A 14,985-nucleotide genomic window follows, 5' to 3' on the forward strand; every position below is an offset into this window, starting at 1 on the left:
AGGCCAAGCTGTCAAAACGAAAGATAAAAAGCTATACAGAAAAACAAAATTGTACAGGTTTAAACCCAGGCGTAGTCTGTACAGAAAGGTAAACGAGGCCCTTATGACTGTACCTATCGCAATCATCGGCACCGGCATCGCCGGACTCTCGGCCGCGCAAGCCCTGACAGACGCAGGGCATGTCGTGCAGCTGTTCGACAAGAGCCGCGGCAGTGGTGGGCGCATGTCGAGCAAGCGCAGCGACGCGGGCGCCCTGGACATGGGCGCGCAATATTTCACGGCCCGCGACCGCCGATTCGTCACCGAAGTCCAGCGCTGGCAAGCCAACGGCTGGGTCGCCGAATGGACACCCCAGCTCTACACCTACCATGGCGGCCAGCTCAATCTGTCGCCGGACGAGCAGACTCGCTGGGTCGGCACGCCTCGCATGAGTGCCATTACCCGCGCCCTGATCGGCGATCTCGAAGTGCATTTCGCCTGCCGGATCACCGAGGTCTATCGCGGTGAAGAACACTGGCATCTGCAGGACGCCGAAGGCTTTACGCACGGCCCGTTCAGCCATGTGATCGTCGCCACGCCGGCACCCCAGGCGACCGCGCTGCTGGCCTCGGCACCGAAACTCGCCGGCGCCGCCGCCGGGGTAAAAATGGACCCCACCTGGGCGATTGCGCTGGCCTTCGAAACACCGCTGGATACGCCCATGGAAGGCTGCTTTGTGCAGGACAGCCCGCTGGACTGGCTGGCGCGCAACCGCAGTAAACCGGGACGCGATAACACCCTCGACACTTGGGTGCTGCACGCCACCAGCGCCTGGAGCCGGCAGCATATCGATTTGCCAAAAGAGGCGGTGATCGAACAGCTGCATGGCGCGTTCGCCGAATTGCTGCACGATTCCATGCCCGCACCGACTTTCAGCCTCGCCCACCGCTGGCTCTATGCCCGCCCCGGCAGCAACCATGAGTGGGGCACCCTCGCCGATGCCGATCTGGGCCTTTACGCCTGCGGCGACTGGTGTCTGTCCGGACGCGTCGAAGGGGCCTGGCTCAGCGGCCAGGAAGCCGCACGCCGCCTGCATGAGCACCTTCAATAAGGCACATTGATTCAGGCCTATAGCTGCTGTCGGCTCCGATAGCAGCTCCCGCGCTACCCCGCGAAAGCACTTTTTATCGATCCGGTTGGCTCACAAGCCGTCAGAAAACCTGTACGAATTATTTGACTTGTACATGTTTGCACCTATGATCAAACAACGTTGTACAAATTTTATAATCTGTACAAGTTATGATTTCGAGGTGCTTCGATGCCCCTGCCCGCCACCAAACCGAGAATTGCCATCAGCGCCTGCCTGATGGGTGCAGCGGTGCGCTATAACGGCGGGCACAAGGCATCGCACTTGTGCAGCGGCATCCTGGCTGATTACTTCGATTGGGTACCGGTTTGCCCGGAGGTCGGCATCGGCCTGGGCATTCCGCGCGAGCCCATCCGTCTGGTAGGCGATCCGGACCGCCCCGAAGCCGTCGGCACCCGCGATCGCCAGCTTAACGTCACCGCAGCGCTGGCCGAGTATGGGCAACAAATGGCGGCTGAACTTGACGACATATGCGGCTACATCTTCTTGCAGAAATCGCCGTCCTGTGGCCTGGAGCGGGTCAAGGTCTACCATGCCAATGGCGCGCCGACAGGTTCCGGCCGAGGAATCTATGCCCGCGCTTTTTGTACCTTGCATCCCGACTTGCCGGTGGAAGAGGAAGGCCGTCTCCATGACCCGGTCCTGCGAGAAAACTTCCTTGTCCGCGTGTTTGCCTACAGCGCCTGGCAGCAATTGCTGCAACAAGGCCTGAGCCGTCACGGCCTCACGCAATTTCATTCGCGCTACAAGTACCTGCTGATGGCCCACAATCCGGTGCAATACAAGGCCCTGGGCAACCTGCTGGGCAGCATGGGCCGCAGCGATCCGCAGGAGCTCGGTCCGCGCTATTTCAGCGAGTTGATGACGGCGCTGAAAAAGTGCGCCACGCGAGGCACCCACAGCAATGTCCTGCAGCACATCAGCGGCTATCTGAAACAGGTGATCAGCAGCGAGGACAAACAGGAAGTCCAGCATGTCATCAGCCAGTATCGCCAGGGAGTCGTCCCGTTGGTGGTGCCACTGACGCTGCTCAAGCATCACTTTCGCCAACACCCGGATCCGTACATTGCGCAGCAGGTCTACCTGCAACCGCACCCGGAAAACCTCAGTTTGCGAAACGCCATCTGATGAAAGCCCAACTCGATAGCAGCGCTTGCGATGGACAAGCGACAGACTTCAAGAAAGCCCTCGACGAAGGCTGGCTGCCGATCCGCGAGGTCGCCAGGCAAACCGGCGTCAACGCTATCACCCTGCGTGCCTGGGAGCGGCGCTATGGCCTGATCGTGCCGCAACGCACCCCCAAGGGGCATCGCCTGTTTGCCGCCGATCACGTGAAACGGATCCAGGCGATTCTCACCTGGCTCAACCGCGGTGTCGCCATCAGCCAGGTCAAACAACTGCTCGACACCCCTCAGGCCTTCAGCGAATCGGCGGAAAACGACTGGCTTGGGCTGCGCCAGACATTGCTTCAGGCGGTCATGCGACTGACTGAGCGAATCCTGGATGACACCATCAACCAGGCCATGGCGTTGTATCCGCCGCGCACCCTGTGCCAGCAACTGTTGATGCCGTTGCTGGCGGAACTGGAGCGACGCTGGCAGGGACAGTTCGGCGCACAGATGGAGCGCGTGTTTTTTTATTCCTGGCTGCGCAGCAAATTCGGTGCACGCATCTACCATAACAACCGCCAGCTTCACGCCGCGCCACTCCTGCTGATCAACCAATCGGACCTGCCCATGGAGCCTCAACTCTGGCTCACCGCGTGGCTGATCAGCAGTGCCGATTGCCCTGTGGAGGTTTTTGACTGGCCACTGCCCTGCGGTGAACTCGCATTGGCCGTTGATCGCCTGCAACCCAGGGGCGTTCTGCTGTATGCCAGTAAAGCCATGGACCTGGCGCAGCTGGCGAAACTGTTGAATGGCGTCACCTGCCCCAAAATAATCGCCGGACCTGCGGTGTGCATACACCACGCCGAGTTATCCGCAACAACACAGCAAGTCGCTGAACTGTTCCTGGCGCAAGACCCGTTGTCGGTTCAACAGGTCCTGGTCCAGCGGGGACTTCTTTAATGTGGACACGCCCATGCAATTGATCTGGTTGCGCAGCGACTTGCGCGTAAGCGACAACACCGCTCTGTCGGCTGCGGCGGCCGCAGGGCCGAGCGTGGCGTTGTATCTGCTCAGTCCCGATCAATGGCAGCAACACGACGACGCCCCCTGCAAAGTCGACTTCTGGCTACGCAATCTCCATGCACTCAAACAAGCACTGGGCGAACTGAACATCCCCCTGTTGATCCGCCAGGCACCTCGCTGGGAGGATGTGCCCGGCACTCTGTCGGATCTTTGCCGGCAGTTGAACATCGATGCCGTGCACCTCAACGAGGAGTACGGCATTCATGAATCGCGCCGCGATGCGGCTGTTATCCAAGCGCTGGGGGCACAAGGCATCGATGTGCATTGCTATCTCGATCAGTTGCTGTTCAAACCCGGCAGCGTGCTGACCAGGACCGGCACTTACTTCCAGGTTTTCAGTCAGTTCCGCAAGGTCTGCCACGAACGCCTGTACCACGCCCTGCCCCACTTGGTCGGCACACCGGCGGCGCAAGCCCCCCTGAATATTGCCAGTGACGCGATCCCTGCCTGCATCCAGGGGTTCGCCACGCCAACGCAAAGCCTGCGCGCATTGTGGCCGGCCGGTGAAGGCGAAGCCCGGCGGCGCCTCGACACTTTTACCGATGCGCAGATCGATGACTACCAGAGCGAACGCGACTTCCCGGCGAAACCCGGTACCAGCCAACTATCGCCCTACCTGGCGGCCGGGGTGATTTCCCCCCGTCAATGCCTGCACGCAGCCCTGCAAAGCAACCAGGGTGAATTCGCCAGCGGAAAAGCCGGTTCAATGACCTGGATCAATGAATTGTTATGGCGCGAGTTCTATAAACACATTTTGGTGGGCTACCCAAGGGTTTCCAGGCACCGGGCCTTTCGTCCGGAAACCGAAGCCCTGGCTTGGCGTCACGCTCCGCAAGACCTCGCTGCCTGGCAAGAGGCTCGCACCGGTTTTCCGATCATTGATGCCGCCATGCGCCAACTGCTGGAGACCGGCTGGATGCACAATCGCTTGCGCATGATCGTGGCGATGTTCCTGACCAAGAACCTGTTGATCGACTGGCGCGAAGGCGAGCGCTTTTTCATGCGTCATCTGATTGATGGCGACCTGGCGGCAAACAATGGCGGCTGGCAATGGAGCTCATCCACAGGAACCGACTCAGCCCCCTACTTCCGGATTTTCAACCCGCTGAGCCAATCGGAAAAATTCGACGCCGAAGGCCGGTTCATCAAGCACTGGTTGCCGGCACTGGCAGAACTGAGCAGAAAGGATGTGCACAACCCGGCGAATCTCGGCGGTTTGTTCGGTGTCGCGGATTATCCGCTCCCCATTGTCGATCTCAGTGCGTCGCGCGAGCGCGCCCTGGCGGCATTCAAGGACCTGCCATCACGGCAGCATGCAGGAGGCTATAGTGAATAATTCCGGGAAAGGATTGGTTATCCAGACCAATACCCTGTTTTATGTACACTCATGGACATCGGACCGGGCGATTGCCTGGCTAAAAAGGGAAACGGTATGAGTCTTACGTCCCCACGCAGGTACTGGCTGACCGGAGCGGGCAGTGGCATTGGCGCTGCACTGGCCGAGGAGCTATTGAAAACCGGCGCTCATCTGGCCCTCAGTTCACGCTCGCCGGCACCGCTCAAGGTATTGTCCCAACGCTATCCCGGACAGGTGCTGGTGTTGGCGGGTGATCTGACCAACAGCCAGACCGTTCGCGAAATCGGCGAACAGATTGCCGATGCCTGGGGATCGCTGGACACGGTAATCCTCAATGCCGGTACTTGCGAGCATGTCGATGCCCGTCAGTTCGACCATTCGATCGTCGAACACCTGGTTCGCACCAACCTGCTTGCCAGCAGTTATTGCGCCGAAGCGGCCTTGCCGCTGCTGCGGGCCGGTACCGCGCCGCACCTGATCGGCATGGCCAGTTCAGTGACCTACTTGCCGCTTCCCCGAAAAGAAGCTCATGGGGCTTCCAGAGCAGGTTTGCGCCACCTGTTCGAATCCATGCGTATCGAACTGGCTCCGGAAGGGATTGAAGTCACGATGGTCAGCCCGGGGCCCCTCAACACCCAGCCAACCAAGCCAAGCGATCTTTCGATGCCGCTGAGTTGGCCCGCGGACAAAGCCGCACGGTACATCCTTGAAAAGCTCAGAAACCGCCCACTGGAGATTACATTTCCAGGCATGTTCATGGCTGCCCTCTGGCCGATGTCGAACCTGCCTGATCGAATGGTACTGGCCATCGGCAAACGCATGGTACGCAGCAGTCCACCGATCAAGGACCGACCTTGAATCAAGCCTGACGCCAGCAGATGGGCATCCGTCAGGGCACTCACACAGCACTGACTCACTCCCCTACACTGCGTGTCATGAAGACCATTGCCCACACACAAATCACCGGGTCGGCCGTGACATGCTCGACCTGCGCGGCCTGTTGCTGTCAGCTCGAAGTCATGCTGATTACCGACACAGGTGTGCCCAAGCAGTATGTCGATACCGATGACTGGGGTGGCGAAGTCATGTTGCGCCTGGAAGATGGCTGGTGTGCGGCGCTGGATCGCGACACGATGAGGTGCAGCATCTACGCAAGACGCCCGCTGATTTGCCGGGAGTTCGAGATGGGGGCGCAGGAATGCCTGGATGAGCGCCGGGGTATTTCCACGGCGTATCGCTAAGATCAATCGAACATCAGTGTGGGAGCCGACCTGCTTGTGGTAGCAGCCTGGCATTCAATATTGATGCTGGCTGTCACTGCGCTTTCGCGAGCAGGCTCGCTCCCACATTTTCAAATGTCTCGTGAGCTTACAACGGCATCGTGTAATGCAACGAGTAACTCTCTACACCGTCGTTCGAACTGGCGAGCCCGGCGTTGGAATAATGCGTGGCACGCACCCCGACTTCGTGCCCGCCATTGAAGCGCAGGCCAAAACCGAATCGATCTTCAAACTGAAAAGCGCCACCGATGTTATTGCTTTCGAGTCGGGTATGGGAAAACACCGCCACGCCGATCCCTGCTTCGACGTAGGGTTTGACGTTTTGACCGGCAAACTCGTAAACAAATACGGGAGAGAAGGACAGGCTGCTGGCACTGGAGGTTTTGTCACCTTCCCAGTAGGTGTAGGCGCCATTCCAGTAGCCGGTCATACGGCCGACGTCGGTCTGCCACCAGCTCTCGTCCCAATCGAACTGCATCCCCAACCGGTAAGTCATGGTTGAATCGCTGGTCTGGCCGACCGCGAACTCCACGCCTGCCGCCTGTGCGGTAAAACTGTGCCCCACCAATGCGGCCGCAATCGCGGCCAAACAGAATAGTCGCTTCATAGAAACTTCCTTTTCCGAACGATTACGTTTGGTTTTTTTTTGTAGCTCGACGCACACAGCTATAGAAGTCGGCGATTTTTCAGAAGTTCACCCCAATCTTTCCAGCGCCCCAGCAGAGTTTGTTTACTCTTGAAAGCTTTGCACAACGCCAGCGTTATTCCACAAAGTCGGCAATATATTTGTGAAGTGCAAGGAATCGGCGCTGGTCCAGAACTGCGCAGCGCGGGCAGGTCCTTCGGCGAGCAGTTCACGCTCGGCCAAAAGCCGCTGAAGCTGGCGCGCAACCGCAGCCCCGGTGTCAATCAGGCTGATATCGTCAGGAATCATCTGCTTGAGCAACGGCTTGAGGAAAGGGTAATGGGTGCAGCCCAGAATGATGGTGTCGGCGCCAGCGGCAAGCAGCGGTCGGACGTAAACCTCAAGCAGCTGACGCAGGGCAGGACTGTGCAGGTCCCCATTCTCGATCAACTCCACCAACCCCGGGCAGGGTTGGGTGATGACGCGCACATCGGTAGCGAAACGGTCGAGCAATGCCGCGAACTTGGCACTCTGCAAGGTGCCGGTCGTGGCGAGCACCCCGACCACGCCGCTGCGTGTGGCTGCAGCGGCCGGTTTGACCGCGGGCTCCATGCCGACGATGGGCCATTCGGGGTAGTCTCGTCGCAAATCCGCAACACCGGCCACGGTCGCGGTATTGCAAGCCAGCACCAGCGCCTTGGCGCCCTGGCGCTGAAAAAAACCGGCGATGACGCTGCATCGCTGGCGTATGAATTCCGGCGTTTTCTCGCCGTAGGGAACATTCCCGCAATCGGCGACATACAAAAGAGATTCGTTGGGCAACAAACGCTGGATCTCGGCCAGCACCGAAAGCCCACCGACACCGGAGTCGAATACGCCGATGGGCGCCTCACGCATGTTTGGGCCCACAGACGCTGCAGCCCGGATCACGCTTGACGCGCAATTCGCGAAAGCGCGAACCCAGTGCATCGATCAACAACAGCCGTCCCACCAGCGGTTCGCCAAAACCCGCCAGCAACTTCAGTGCTTCCAGCGCCTGCAGACTGCCGACCAGCCCCACCAGCGGCCCGACGACGCCAGCCTCGCTGCAAGTCAACTCGGCCTCGCTGCCGTGCCCGTAAAGGCAGTGGTAGCAAGGGCTCTCCACTCGACGCGGATCGAATACCGACAATTGCCCTTCGAGGCGGATAGCCGCACCGCTGACCAGCGGCTTGCCGGCGTTGACGCAGGCGGCATTGACCGCTTCACGGGTGGAGAAATTGTCGGAGCAGTCAAGCACCAGATCCACACCACCCACCACGGCGGCAAGTGAGTCTTCATCCAGTGCCGCGCGATGGGCCACCAGCGCAATGTCGGGGTTGATGGCCGACAGGCGCTTGATCGCCGAATCCACCTTGGTCAGGCCGACACTGTCGGTGTCGTGGATGATCTGGCGCTGCAGGTTGGTCAGGTCGACCGTGTCAAAGTCCGCCAGGTGCAGCTCACCGACGCCCGCGGCGGCGAGATACAACGCCACCGGAGCGCCGAGCCCGCCCAGACCGACGATAAGCACGCGGCTGTCCTTGAGGCGCAATTGACCGTCGATGTCGATGTGCGCCAGCAGGATCTGCCGGCTGTATCGCAACAATTCCTGATCGTTCAGCACGCAAGACGCCCCAGACTGATGCGTTGGTGGTCGCCCAGGTCGGTGCGGCTATGGACTTGTTCAAAACCTCGGGTCAGCAACAAATCGCGCACGGCCTCGGCTTGATCGTAACCGTGTTCGAGCATCAGCCAGCCACCGGCCTCCAGATGGTCCGGAGCCTGGCTGACGATCAAGCGCAGATCGTCAAGACCATCGGGGCCGGCGACCAGGGCACTGGCCGGTTCGAAGCGCACATCGCCCTCCACCAGATGCGGATCGGCGGCGGCGATATAGGGCGGATTGCTGATGATCAGCTCAAAACGCTGACCTTGCAGGGCGCTGAACCAGTGACTGCTCAGAACCGTGACATTGTTCAGATGCAGGCGCTGGCGATTGCGTTCGGCCAGGGCCACTGCTTCCAGCACGCGGTCCACAGCGGTGACCTTCCACGCAGGACGCTCGCTGGCCAGGGCCAGGGCGATGGCACCACTGCCAGTCCCCAGGTCGAGCACGTGTGCGGGAGTGGCCGGCAGCAACTCGAGTGCGGCTTCCACCAGCAACTCGGTGTCGGGGCGCGGGATCAGTGTGTGCGGCGCCACCTCCAGGTCCAGCTTCCAGAAGCCTTGCTGGCCCAGGATATAAGCCACGGGTTCACCACTGCGGCGTCGCTGCAGATACTCGGTAAACGTCAGAACCGCTTCGCTCGGCACGATGCGCTCGGGCCAGGTGTGCAGAAAGCTGCGGGATTTACCCAATGCCGCTGCCAGCAACAGTTCGGCATCGAGACGCGCCGTCGGCGAGTCGGGCAACTCGGCGGTGCGCAACAAACTGGCAATGATCGTCATTTACTCACCTATCGCTGCCAGTTGATCGGCCTGGTATTCGGCCAACAACGGCTCGATCACTGCCTCGACACCACCGGCAAGGATTTCGTCGAGCGAATACAGGGTCAGGTTGACCCGGTGGTCGGTCACCCGGCCCTGGGCAAAGTTATAGGTACGGATACGCTCGGAACGATCTCCGGACCCCACCAGCAATTTGCGCTCGCTGGCAATGGCATTGGCGGCGGCGGTGGTTTGCTGGTCGTTGAGCTTGGCCGACAGCCAGGACATCGCCCGGGCGCGGTTCTTGTGTTGCGAGCGCTCTTCCTGACACTCGACAACGATGCCGGTCGGCAGGTGAGTGATACGGATCGCCGAATCGGTTTTGTTGACGTGCTGACCACCGGCGCCGGAGGAGCGGTAAGTATCGATGCGCAGGTCCGCCGGGTTGATCTCGATGGCTTCCTGTTCATCCGGCTCAGGCAGTACCGCCACGGTACAGGCCGATGTGTGGATACGCCCTTGCGATTCAGTCGCCGGAACCCGCTGTACGCGGTGCGCGCCGGATTCGAACTTCAGCTTGCCGTAGACGTTCTCGCCTTCGACCCGCGCAATGACTTCTTTATAGCCACCGTGTTCACCCTCGCTTTCGGACAGGATCTCCACCCGCCAGCCGCGACGCTCGGCATAGCGCGAATACATGCGGAACAGGTCACCGGAAAAAATCGCCGCTTCGTCACCACCGGTACCGGCGCGGATTTCAAGGAACACGTTGCGCCCGTCATTCGGATCCTTGGGCAACAGCATACGCTGCAGGCTGGCCTCGAGCTCCACCAAGGCCTCCTTGGCCTCGCGGACTTCTTCCACGGCCATTTCACGCATGTCCGGGTCGCTGTCCTTGAGCAGGGCCTGGGCGCCGGCGAGATCGTCCTGCACCTTGAGCAACTGTTTATAGGTGCCGACAATCGGCTCGACTTCCGCGTACTCCTTGGAATAGGTGCGGAATTTGTTCTGATCGGAAATGACCTCGCCATCGCCAAGCAAGGCGGTCAATTCTTCGAATCGGTCCTGGAGGATGTCCAGCTTGTTGAGCAGTGACGCTTTCATTGCGGTTTTTTATCCGAAAAGCTTTCCGATGAGCCCTCATTGAGGGCAAAGAGTTCCTGCGCCATCGCCAGCGCATCGAGGCGACCTTCGGCAGAGAGCTTTTTCAGCTGTACGCTCGGGGCGTGCAACAGTTTGTTGGTCAGGCCGCGGGCCAGTTGCACCAGCACCTCTTCGGCACTGCCACCATTGGCCAGCAGGCGTTGGGCCTTGTGCAATTCTTCATCGCGCATGCGTTCGCTTTGTTGACGATAGGCCTTGAGCACGTCCACTGCCGCCAGTTCGCGCAAGCGGACCATGAAGTCTTCGGCGCCGACCGAAACCATCTCTTCCGCCGCCTGCGCCGCGCCCTGGCGGCTCTTGAGGTTCTCGGCGACCACTTCGTGCAGATCATCGACGCTATACAGATAAACGTCGTCCAACTCGCCGACTTCCGGTTCGATATCCCGTGGTACGGCGATATCCACCATGAAAATCGGTTTGTGCTTGCGCAACTTGAGGGCGCTTTCCACCGCGCCCTTGCCGAGGATCGGCAATTGGCTGGCAGTTGAACTGATGACGATATCGCTGCGCACCAGTTCGGCCGGAATGTCCGACAACAACACCGCATGCGCACCGAACTGTTCGGCCAGGATGCTCGCGCGTTCGAGCGTGCGGTTGGCCACGACGATGCGCTTGACCCCCAGATCGTGCAAATGGCGGGCAACCAGGGTAATGGTTTCTCCGGCGCCGATCAGCAGAGCCTGGCTGCGTTGCAAGTCGCTGAAGATCTGTTTTGCCAGGCTGACCGCGGCAAATGCCACGGATACCGGGTTTTCACCAATGGCGGTGTCGGTGCGCACCTGCTTGGCCGCATTGAACGTGGCCTGAAACAGCCGCCCCAGCAACGGCCCGATCGTGCCGGCTTCGCGCGCCACGGCGTAGGCCGATTTCATCTGGCCAAGAATTTGTGGCTCACCCAACACCAGCGAATCAAGCCCGGATGCGACCCGCATCATGTGACGAACTGCCGCATCATCTTCGTGCACATAAGCACTTTCGCGCAGCTCTTCGAGACTCAATTGATGATATTCGGCCAGCCAGCGCAGCACGGTATCGGCCGACAGGTGATCCTGTTCTATGTAAAGTTCACTGCGATTGCAGGTGGAGAGGATCGCAGCTTCGCGGCTGTCGGTGAGTCGGCAGAGCTGCTGCAAGGCCTCAACCAGCTGCTCAGGAGTAAAGGCCACGCGCTCGCGGACGTCTACGGAAGCAGTCTTGTGGTTAATACCGAGTGCAAGGAAGGCCATTCAAAGTCGCTGATGATGACGTGAAGCCGGCAATTGTCCTACTTCGCCAGATTCAGAACAACTACCGCTGACTATTGTCCTGGCAGCGTGCTCTTGTAAAAGCCTGGAAAAACACGTCACCCCCGAGGTTCCTTGCGAGCAAGCTCGTTGCTACGGTTATGTTTGACCGAAGGCTTGTGTCATGATGATCCGACCGCAGGTTAGTCGTCCTCTTCCTTATATGAATAGATCTTCCGCGTTGTTTCTCGCTCTTGTCTTCCTCAGCGGCTGCCAGGCCTTGGCACCCGTGTCGTCGGACGGTACGTCGCCGACTGAAGACAGCACCCCGGCGCCTGAGAAGCCCAAGGTTTACAGCTCCTTCAGCGAAGACACTGTCTTCAGCCTGCTGAGCGCAGAGCTGGCTGGCCAGCGCAATCGGTTCGACATTGCCCTGGACAACTACGTCACCCAGGCCATCAATACCCAGGACCCGGGCATCTCCGAGCGGGCATTTCGCATCGCCGAATACCTGGGCGCCGATCAGGCTGCCCTGGACACTGCGCTGATCTGGGCAAAAAACGCCCCGGACGACCTGGAGGCGCAACGGGCCGCGGCCGTGCAACTGGCACGCGCCGGGCGCTATGACGACTCCATGGCTTATATGGAAAAGGTCCTGCAAGGCAAGGGCGACACCCATTTCGACTTCCTCGCCCTGTCCGCGGCCGACACCGACCAGGACACGCGCAATGGCCTGATGAAAAGCTTCGACCGCTTATTGCAGCGCCACCCGAACAATAGCCAACTGATCTTCGGCAAGGCCCTGCTGATGCAACAGGACGGCGACGCCAAGGGTGCCCTGACACTGCTGGAAAACAATCCGCCCGACGAAGGCGAGATTGCCCCGATCCTGCTGCGCGCACGCCTTTTGCAAACCCTCGATCGCGGCGATGAAGCCTTGCCGTTGCTGCAAAAGAGCATCAAGAAATACCCGGACGACAAACGCCTGCGCCTGACTTACGCACGCATGCTGGTTGAGCAGAACCGCATGGACGACGCCAAGGCCGAGTTTTCGAGCCTGGTGCAGCAATACCCGGAAGACGACGAACTGCGTTACTCCCTGGCGCTGGTGTGCCTGGAAGCCAAGGCGTGGAAAGAGGCCCAGGGCTACCTGGAGGACCTGATCGCCAGGGAAAGCCATGTCGACTCGGCACACCTGAATCTGGGGCGCATCGCCGAAGAACGCAACGATCCTCAAGGTGCACTGATCGAGTACGGCAAAGTCGGGCCGGGCAACGATTACTTGCCGGCCCAGTTGCGCCAGGCCGACATTCTGATGAGCAACGGCAAGACCGCCGAAGCCCAGCGCAAGCTGGCGGCCCAACGCGACGAACAGCCGGACTACGCGATCCAGTTGTACTTGATCGAAGCCGAAGCCCTGGCGGCCAACAACCAGGGCGACAAGGCCTGGACCGTCCTCGAAAAGGCGCTGCAGCAGTACCCTGACGACCTGAATCTGCTCTACACCCGTGCCATGCAAGCGGAAAAACGCAATGACCTGGCGCAGATGGAAAAAGACCTGCGACAGATCATCAAGCGTGATCCGGACAATGCCATGGCGCTGAACGCCCTGGGCTACACCTTGTCCGACCGCACCACCCGCTACGTCGAAGCCAAGGCCCTGATCGAACAGGCACACCAGATCAACCCGGAAGATCCGGCGGTACTGGACAGCCTCGGCTGGGTGAATTTCCGCATGGGCAACCTCGACGAAGCCGAACGACTGCTGCGCCAGGCGCTGGAACGCTTTCCCGACCAGGAAGTCGCCGCGCACCTGGGCGAAGTCCTGTGGGCCAACGGCAAACAACGCGAAGCTCGCCAGGTCTGGAGCAAATTCCTGAAGGAACAACCCGATAGCCCTACCCTGCGCAGCACCATCAAGCGCCTGACCGGATCAGAGACTCTTTAACATCATGTTTTTGCGCCACCTCATTGTTTTCAGCTTCATCGCCCTGCTCGCCGGCTGCGCAGGCTTCGGCGCCCGCGAATCGGTCGAGGGTCACGGCAACCCGACCCAATGGCGCGAGCACAAGCAACAACTTGCAGGTCTGGATGGCTGGCAAATCGACGGCAAGATCGGCATTCGCGCCCCCAAGGACTCGGGCAGTGGCACGTTGTTCTGGCTACAGCGCCGGGACTATTACGACATCCGCCTCTCCGGCCCCCTGGGTCGCGGCGCCGCACGCCTGACCGGACGACCTGGAAAGGTATCGCTGGAAGTCGCCAACCAGGGACGCTATGACGCGCCGACCCCCGAAGTCCTGCTCGATGAGCAACTGGGCTGGAAGTTGCCGGTGTCCAATCTGGCCTGGTGGGTCCGCGGACTCCCGGCTCCCGACAGTAAAAGTCGTTTGACGCTCGACGGCGACAGTCGCCTGGCCAGCCTTGAGCAGGATGGTTGGCAGGTCGAGTACACCGCCTACACCGAACAAAATGGTTTCTGGCTGCCCGAGCGGATCAAACTGCATGGCGCCGACCTTGATGTCACGCTCGTGATCAAGACCTGGCAACCGCGCAAACTGGGACAATGACATGCCAGCCAATCGCCTGACCCTGCCCTCCCCGGCCAAACTCAATTTGATGTTGCACATTCTTGGTCGCCGGGAAGATGGCTACCACGAATTGCAGACACTGTTTCAGTTTCTCGATTACGGCGACGAAATCACTTTCGCCGTGCGTGAGGATGGTGTCATTCGCCTGCACACCGAATTTGAAGGCGTCCCCCACGACAGCAACCTGATCGTCAGGGCGGCACGGAAACTTCAAGAGCAGTCCGGTTGTGCCCTGGGCATCGATATCTGGATTGAAAAGGTCCTGCCAATGGGCGGCGGAATCGGAGGGGGCAGTTCGAATGCCGCCACGACCCTGCTTGGCCTCAACCATCTCTGGCAGCTGGCCTGGGACGAGGACCGACTGGCTGCGCTGGGCCTGACGCTGGGTGCCGATGTCCCGGTTTTCGTCCGTGGCCACGCGGCGTTTGCCGAGGGTGTGGGCGAGAAACTGACCCCGGTTGACCCCGAAGAACCCTGGTATGTCGTGCTGGTGCCGCAAGTCTCTGTAAGTACAGCAGAAATTTTTTCAGATCCTTTGTTGACACGTAACTCTTCTCCCATTAAAGTGCGCCCCGTTCCTGAGGGAAACAGTCGAAATGACTGCTTGCCGGTGGTTGCAAGACGTTATCCAGAAGTACGTAACGCCTTGAATATGCTAGGTAATTTTACCGACGCAAAACTCACCGGAACTGGAAGTTGTGTGTTTGGGGGCTTCCCAAGCAAAGCTGAAGCTGATAAAGTCTCGGCCCTTCTTACAGAGACCCTTACAGGCTTTGTAGCAAAAGGAAGCAACGTTTCGATGTTGCATCGCAAGCTTCAGAGTCTGCTCTAGAGGAACCGAGTACAGGGTACTCGTTGCAACAAATACAGGGGCGTCGCCAAGCGGTAAGGCAGCAGGTTTTGATCCTGCCATGCGTTGGTTCGAATCCAGCCGCCCCTGCCATTTTCCTATACTCATCCAGGTTACCCTCAGCCTTCA

General features: G+C 59.8%; 15 protein-coding genes and 1 tRNA gene. 10 read left to right on the top strand and 6 right to left on the bottom strand.

Annotated features, from left to right (window positions below):
- Positions 1-103 precede the first annotated feature (103 nt).
- From ACQKP2_RS15710 to ACQKP2_RS15735, 6 genes are all read left to right on the top strand, one after another.
- Positions 104-1,090, top strand: a complete 987-nt coding sequence (locus tag ACQKP2_RS15710) for an NAD(P)/FAD-dependent oxidoreductase (protein ID WP_427577666.1) — start codon at positions 104-106, stop codon at positions 1,088-1,090.
- Between the two features lie 207 nt (positions 1,091-1,297).
- Complete coding sequence (locus ACQKP2_RS15715; RefSeq protein WP_427577667.1) at positions 1,298-2,254, top strand: YbgA family protein; 957 nt, start codon at positions 1,298-1,300, stop codon at positions 2,252-2,254.
- Positions 2,254-3,195: a MerR family transcriptional regulator gene (locus ACQKP2_RS15720; protein ID WP_427577668.1), complete on the top strand. Its 942-nt coding sequence runs from the start codon at positions 2,254-2,256 to the stop codon at positions 3,193-3,195. Before ACQKP2_RS15715 ends, ACQKP2_RS15720 begins: the two co-directional genes overlap by 1 nt.
- A 13-nt stretch (positions 3,196-3,208) precedes the next feature.
- Positions 3,209-4,654, top strand: coding sequence for a deoxyribodipyrimidine photo-lyase (gene phrB, locus ACQKP2_RS15725; protein WP_427577669.1), 1,446 nt, complete (start codon positions 3,209-3,211; stop codon positions 4,652-4,654).
- Between the two features lie 96 nt (positions 4,655-4,750).
- Positions 4,751-5,533, top strand: coding sequence for an SDR family NAD(P)-dependent oxidoreductase (locus ACQKP2_RS15730; protein ID WP_427577670.1), 783 nt, complete (start codon positions 4,751-4,753; stop codon positions 5,531-5,533).
- Between the two features lie 77 nt (positions 5,534-5,610).
- The gene (locus tag ACQKP2_RS15735) at positions 5,611-5,916 is read left to right on the top strand and encodes a YkgJ family cysteine cluster protein (protein ID WP_427577672.1); all 306 of its coding nucleotides are present in this window, start codon (positions 5,611-5,613) and stop codon (positions 5,914-5,916) included.
- A 127-nt stretch (positions 5,917-6,043) separates the two neighbouring features.
- On the opposite strand, the gene ACQKP2_RS15740 is transcribed toward ACQKP2_RS15735, so the two are convergent.
- The 6 genes from ACQKP2_RS15740 to hemA form a co-directional block, all read right to left on the bottom strand.
- Positions 6,044-6,562 (bottom strand): acyloxyacyl hydrolase, encoded by a 519-nt coding sequence (locus ACQKP2_RS15740; protein ID WP_427577673.1) that lies wholly within the window; start codon positions 6,560-6,562, stop codon positions 6,044-6,046.
- Between the two features lie 123 nt (positions 6,563-6,685).
- The gene (gene murI / locus ACQKP2_RS15745; RefSeq protein WP_427577675.1) at positions 6,686-7,477 is read right to left on the bottom strand and encodes a glutamate racemase; all 792 of its coding nucleotides are present in this window, start codon (positions 7,475-7,477) and stop codon (positions 6,686-6,688) included.
- Positions 7,470-8,225 (bottom strand): molybdopterin-synthase adenylyltransferase MoeB, encoded by a 756-nt coding sequence (locus tag ACQKP2_RS15750; RefSeq protein ID WP_427577676.1) that lies wholly within the window; start codon positions 8,223-8,225, stop codon positions 7,470-7,472. The genes murI and ACQKP2_RS15750 overlap by 8 nt, the downstream gene beginning before the upstream one ends.
- Complete coding sequence (prmC, locus tag ACQKP2_RS15755) at positions 8,219-9,049, bottom strand: peptide chain release factor N(5)-glutamine methyltransferase (RefSeq protein ID WP_427577677.1); 831 nt, start codon at positions 9,047-9,049, stop codon at positions 8,219-8,221. Before prmC ends, ACQKP2_RS15750 begins: the two co-directional genes overlap by 7 nt.
- Positions 9,050-10,132, bottom strand: coding sequence for a peptide chain release factor 1 (gene prfA / locus ACQKP2_RS15760; RefSeq protein WP_427577679.1), 1,083 nt, complete (start codon positions 10,130-10,132; stop codon positions 9,050-9,052).
- Positions 10,129-11,418, bottom strand: a complete 1,290-nt coding sequence (gene hemA / locus ACQKP2_RS15765) for a glutamyl-tRNA reductase (RefSeq protein WP_427577680.1) — start codon at positions 11,416-11,418, stop codon at positions 10,129-10,131. Before hemA ends, prfA begins: the two co-directional genes overlap by 4 nt.
- A gap of 220 nt (positions 11,419-11,638) precedes the next feature.
- On the opposite strand from hemA, the gene ACQKP2_RS15770 reads away from it, so the two are divergent.
- The 4 genes from ACQKP2_RS15770 (at position 11,639) to ACQKP2_RS15785 (ending at position 14,949) form a co-directional block, all read left to right on the top strand.
- Positions 11,639-13,363, top strand: coding sequence for a tetratricopeptide repeat protein (locus ACQKP2_RS15770; protein WP_427577682.1), 1,725 nt, complete (start codon positions 11,639-11,641; stop codon positions 13,361-13,363).
- A 4-nt stretch (positions 13,364-13,367) separates the two neighbouring features.
- Entirely contained in the window at positions 13,368-13,985 is a 618-nt protein-coding gene (gene lolB / locus ACQKP2_RS15775) for a lipoprotein insertase outer membrane protein LolB (RefSeq protein WP_427577684.1), read from the top strand.
- Between the two features lies 1 nt (position 13,986).
- The gene (gene ispE, locus ACQKP2_RS15780) at positions 13,987-14,838 is read left to right on the top strand and encodes a 4-(cytidine 5'-diphospho)-2-C-methyl-D-erythritol kinase (RefSeq protein WP_427577686.1); all 852 of its coding nucleotides are present in this window, start codon (positions 13,987-13,989) and stop codon (positions 14,836-14,838) included.
- Positions 14,839-14,874: 36 nt separating this feature from the next.
- Positions 14,875-14,949, top strand: a tRNA-Gln gene (locus tag ACQKP2_RS15785).
- Positions 14,950-14,985: the final 36 nt, after the last annotated feature.

Origin of the sequence: Pseudomonas sp. NPDC089569, from assembly GCF_050280625.1 — a bacterium.
Classification (GTDB): domain Bacteria; phylum Pseudomonadota; class Gammaproteobacteria; order Pseudomonadales; family Pseudomonadaceae; genus Aquipseudomonas.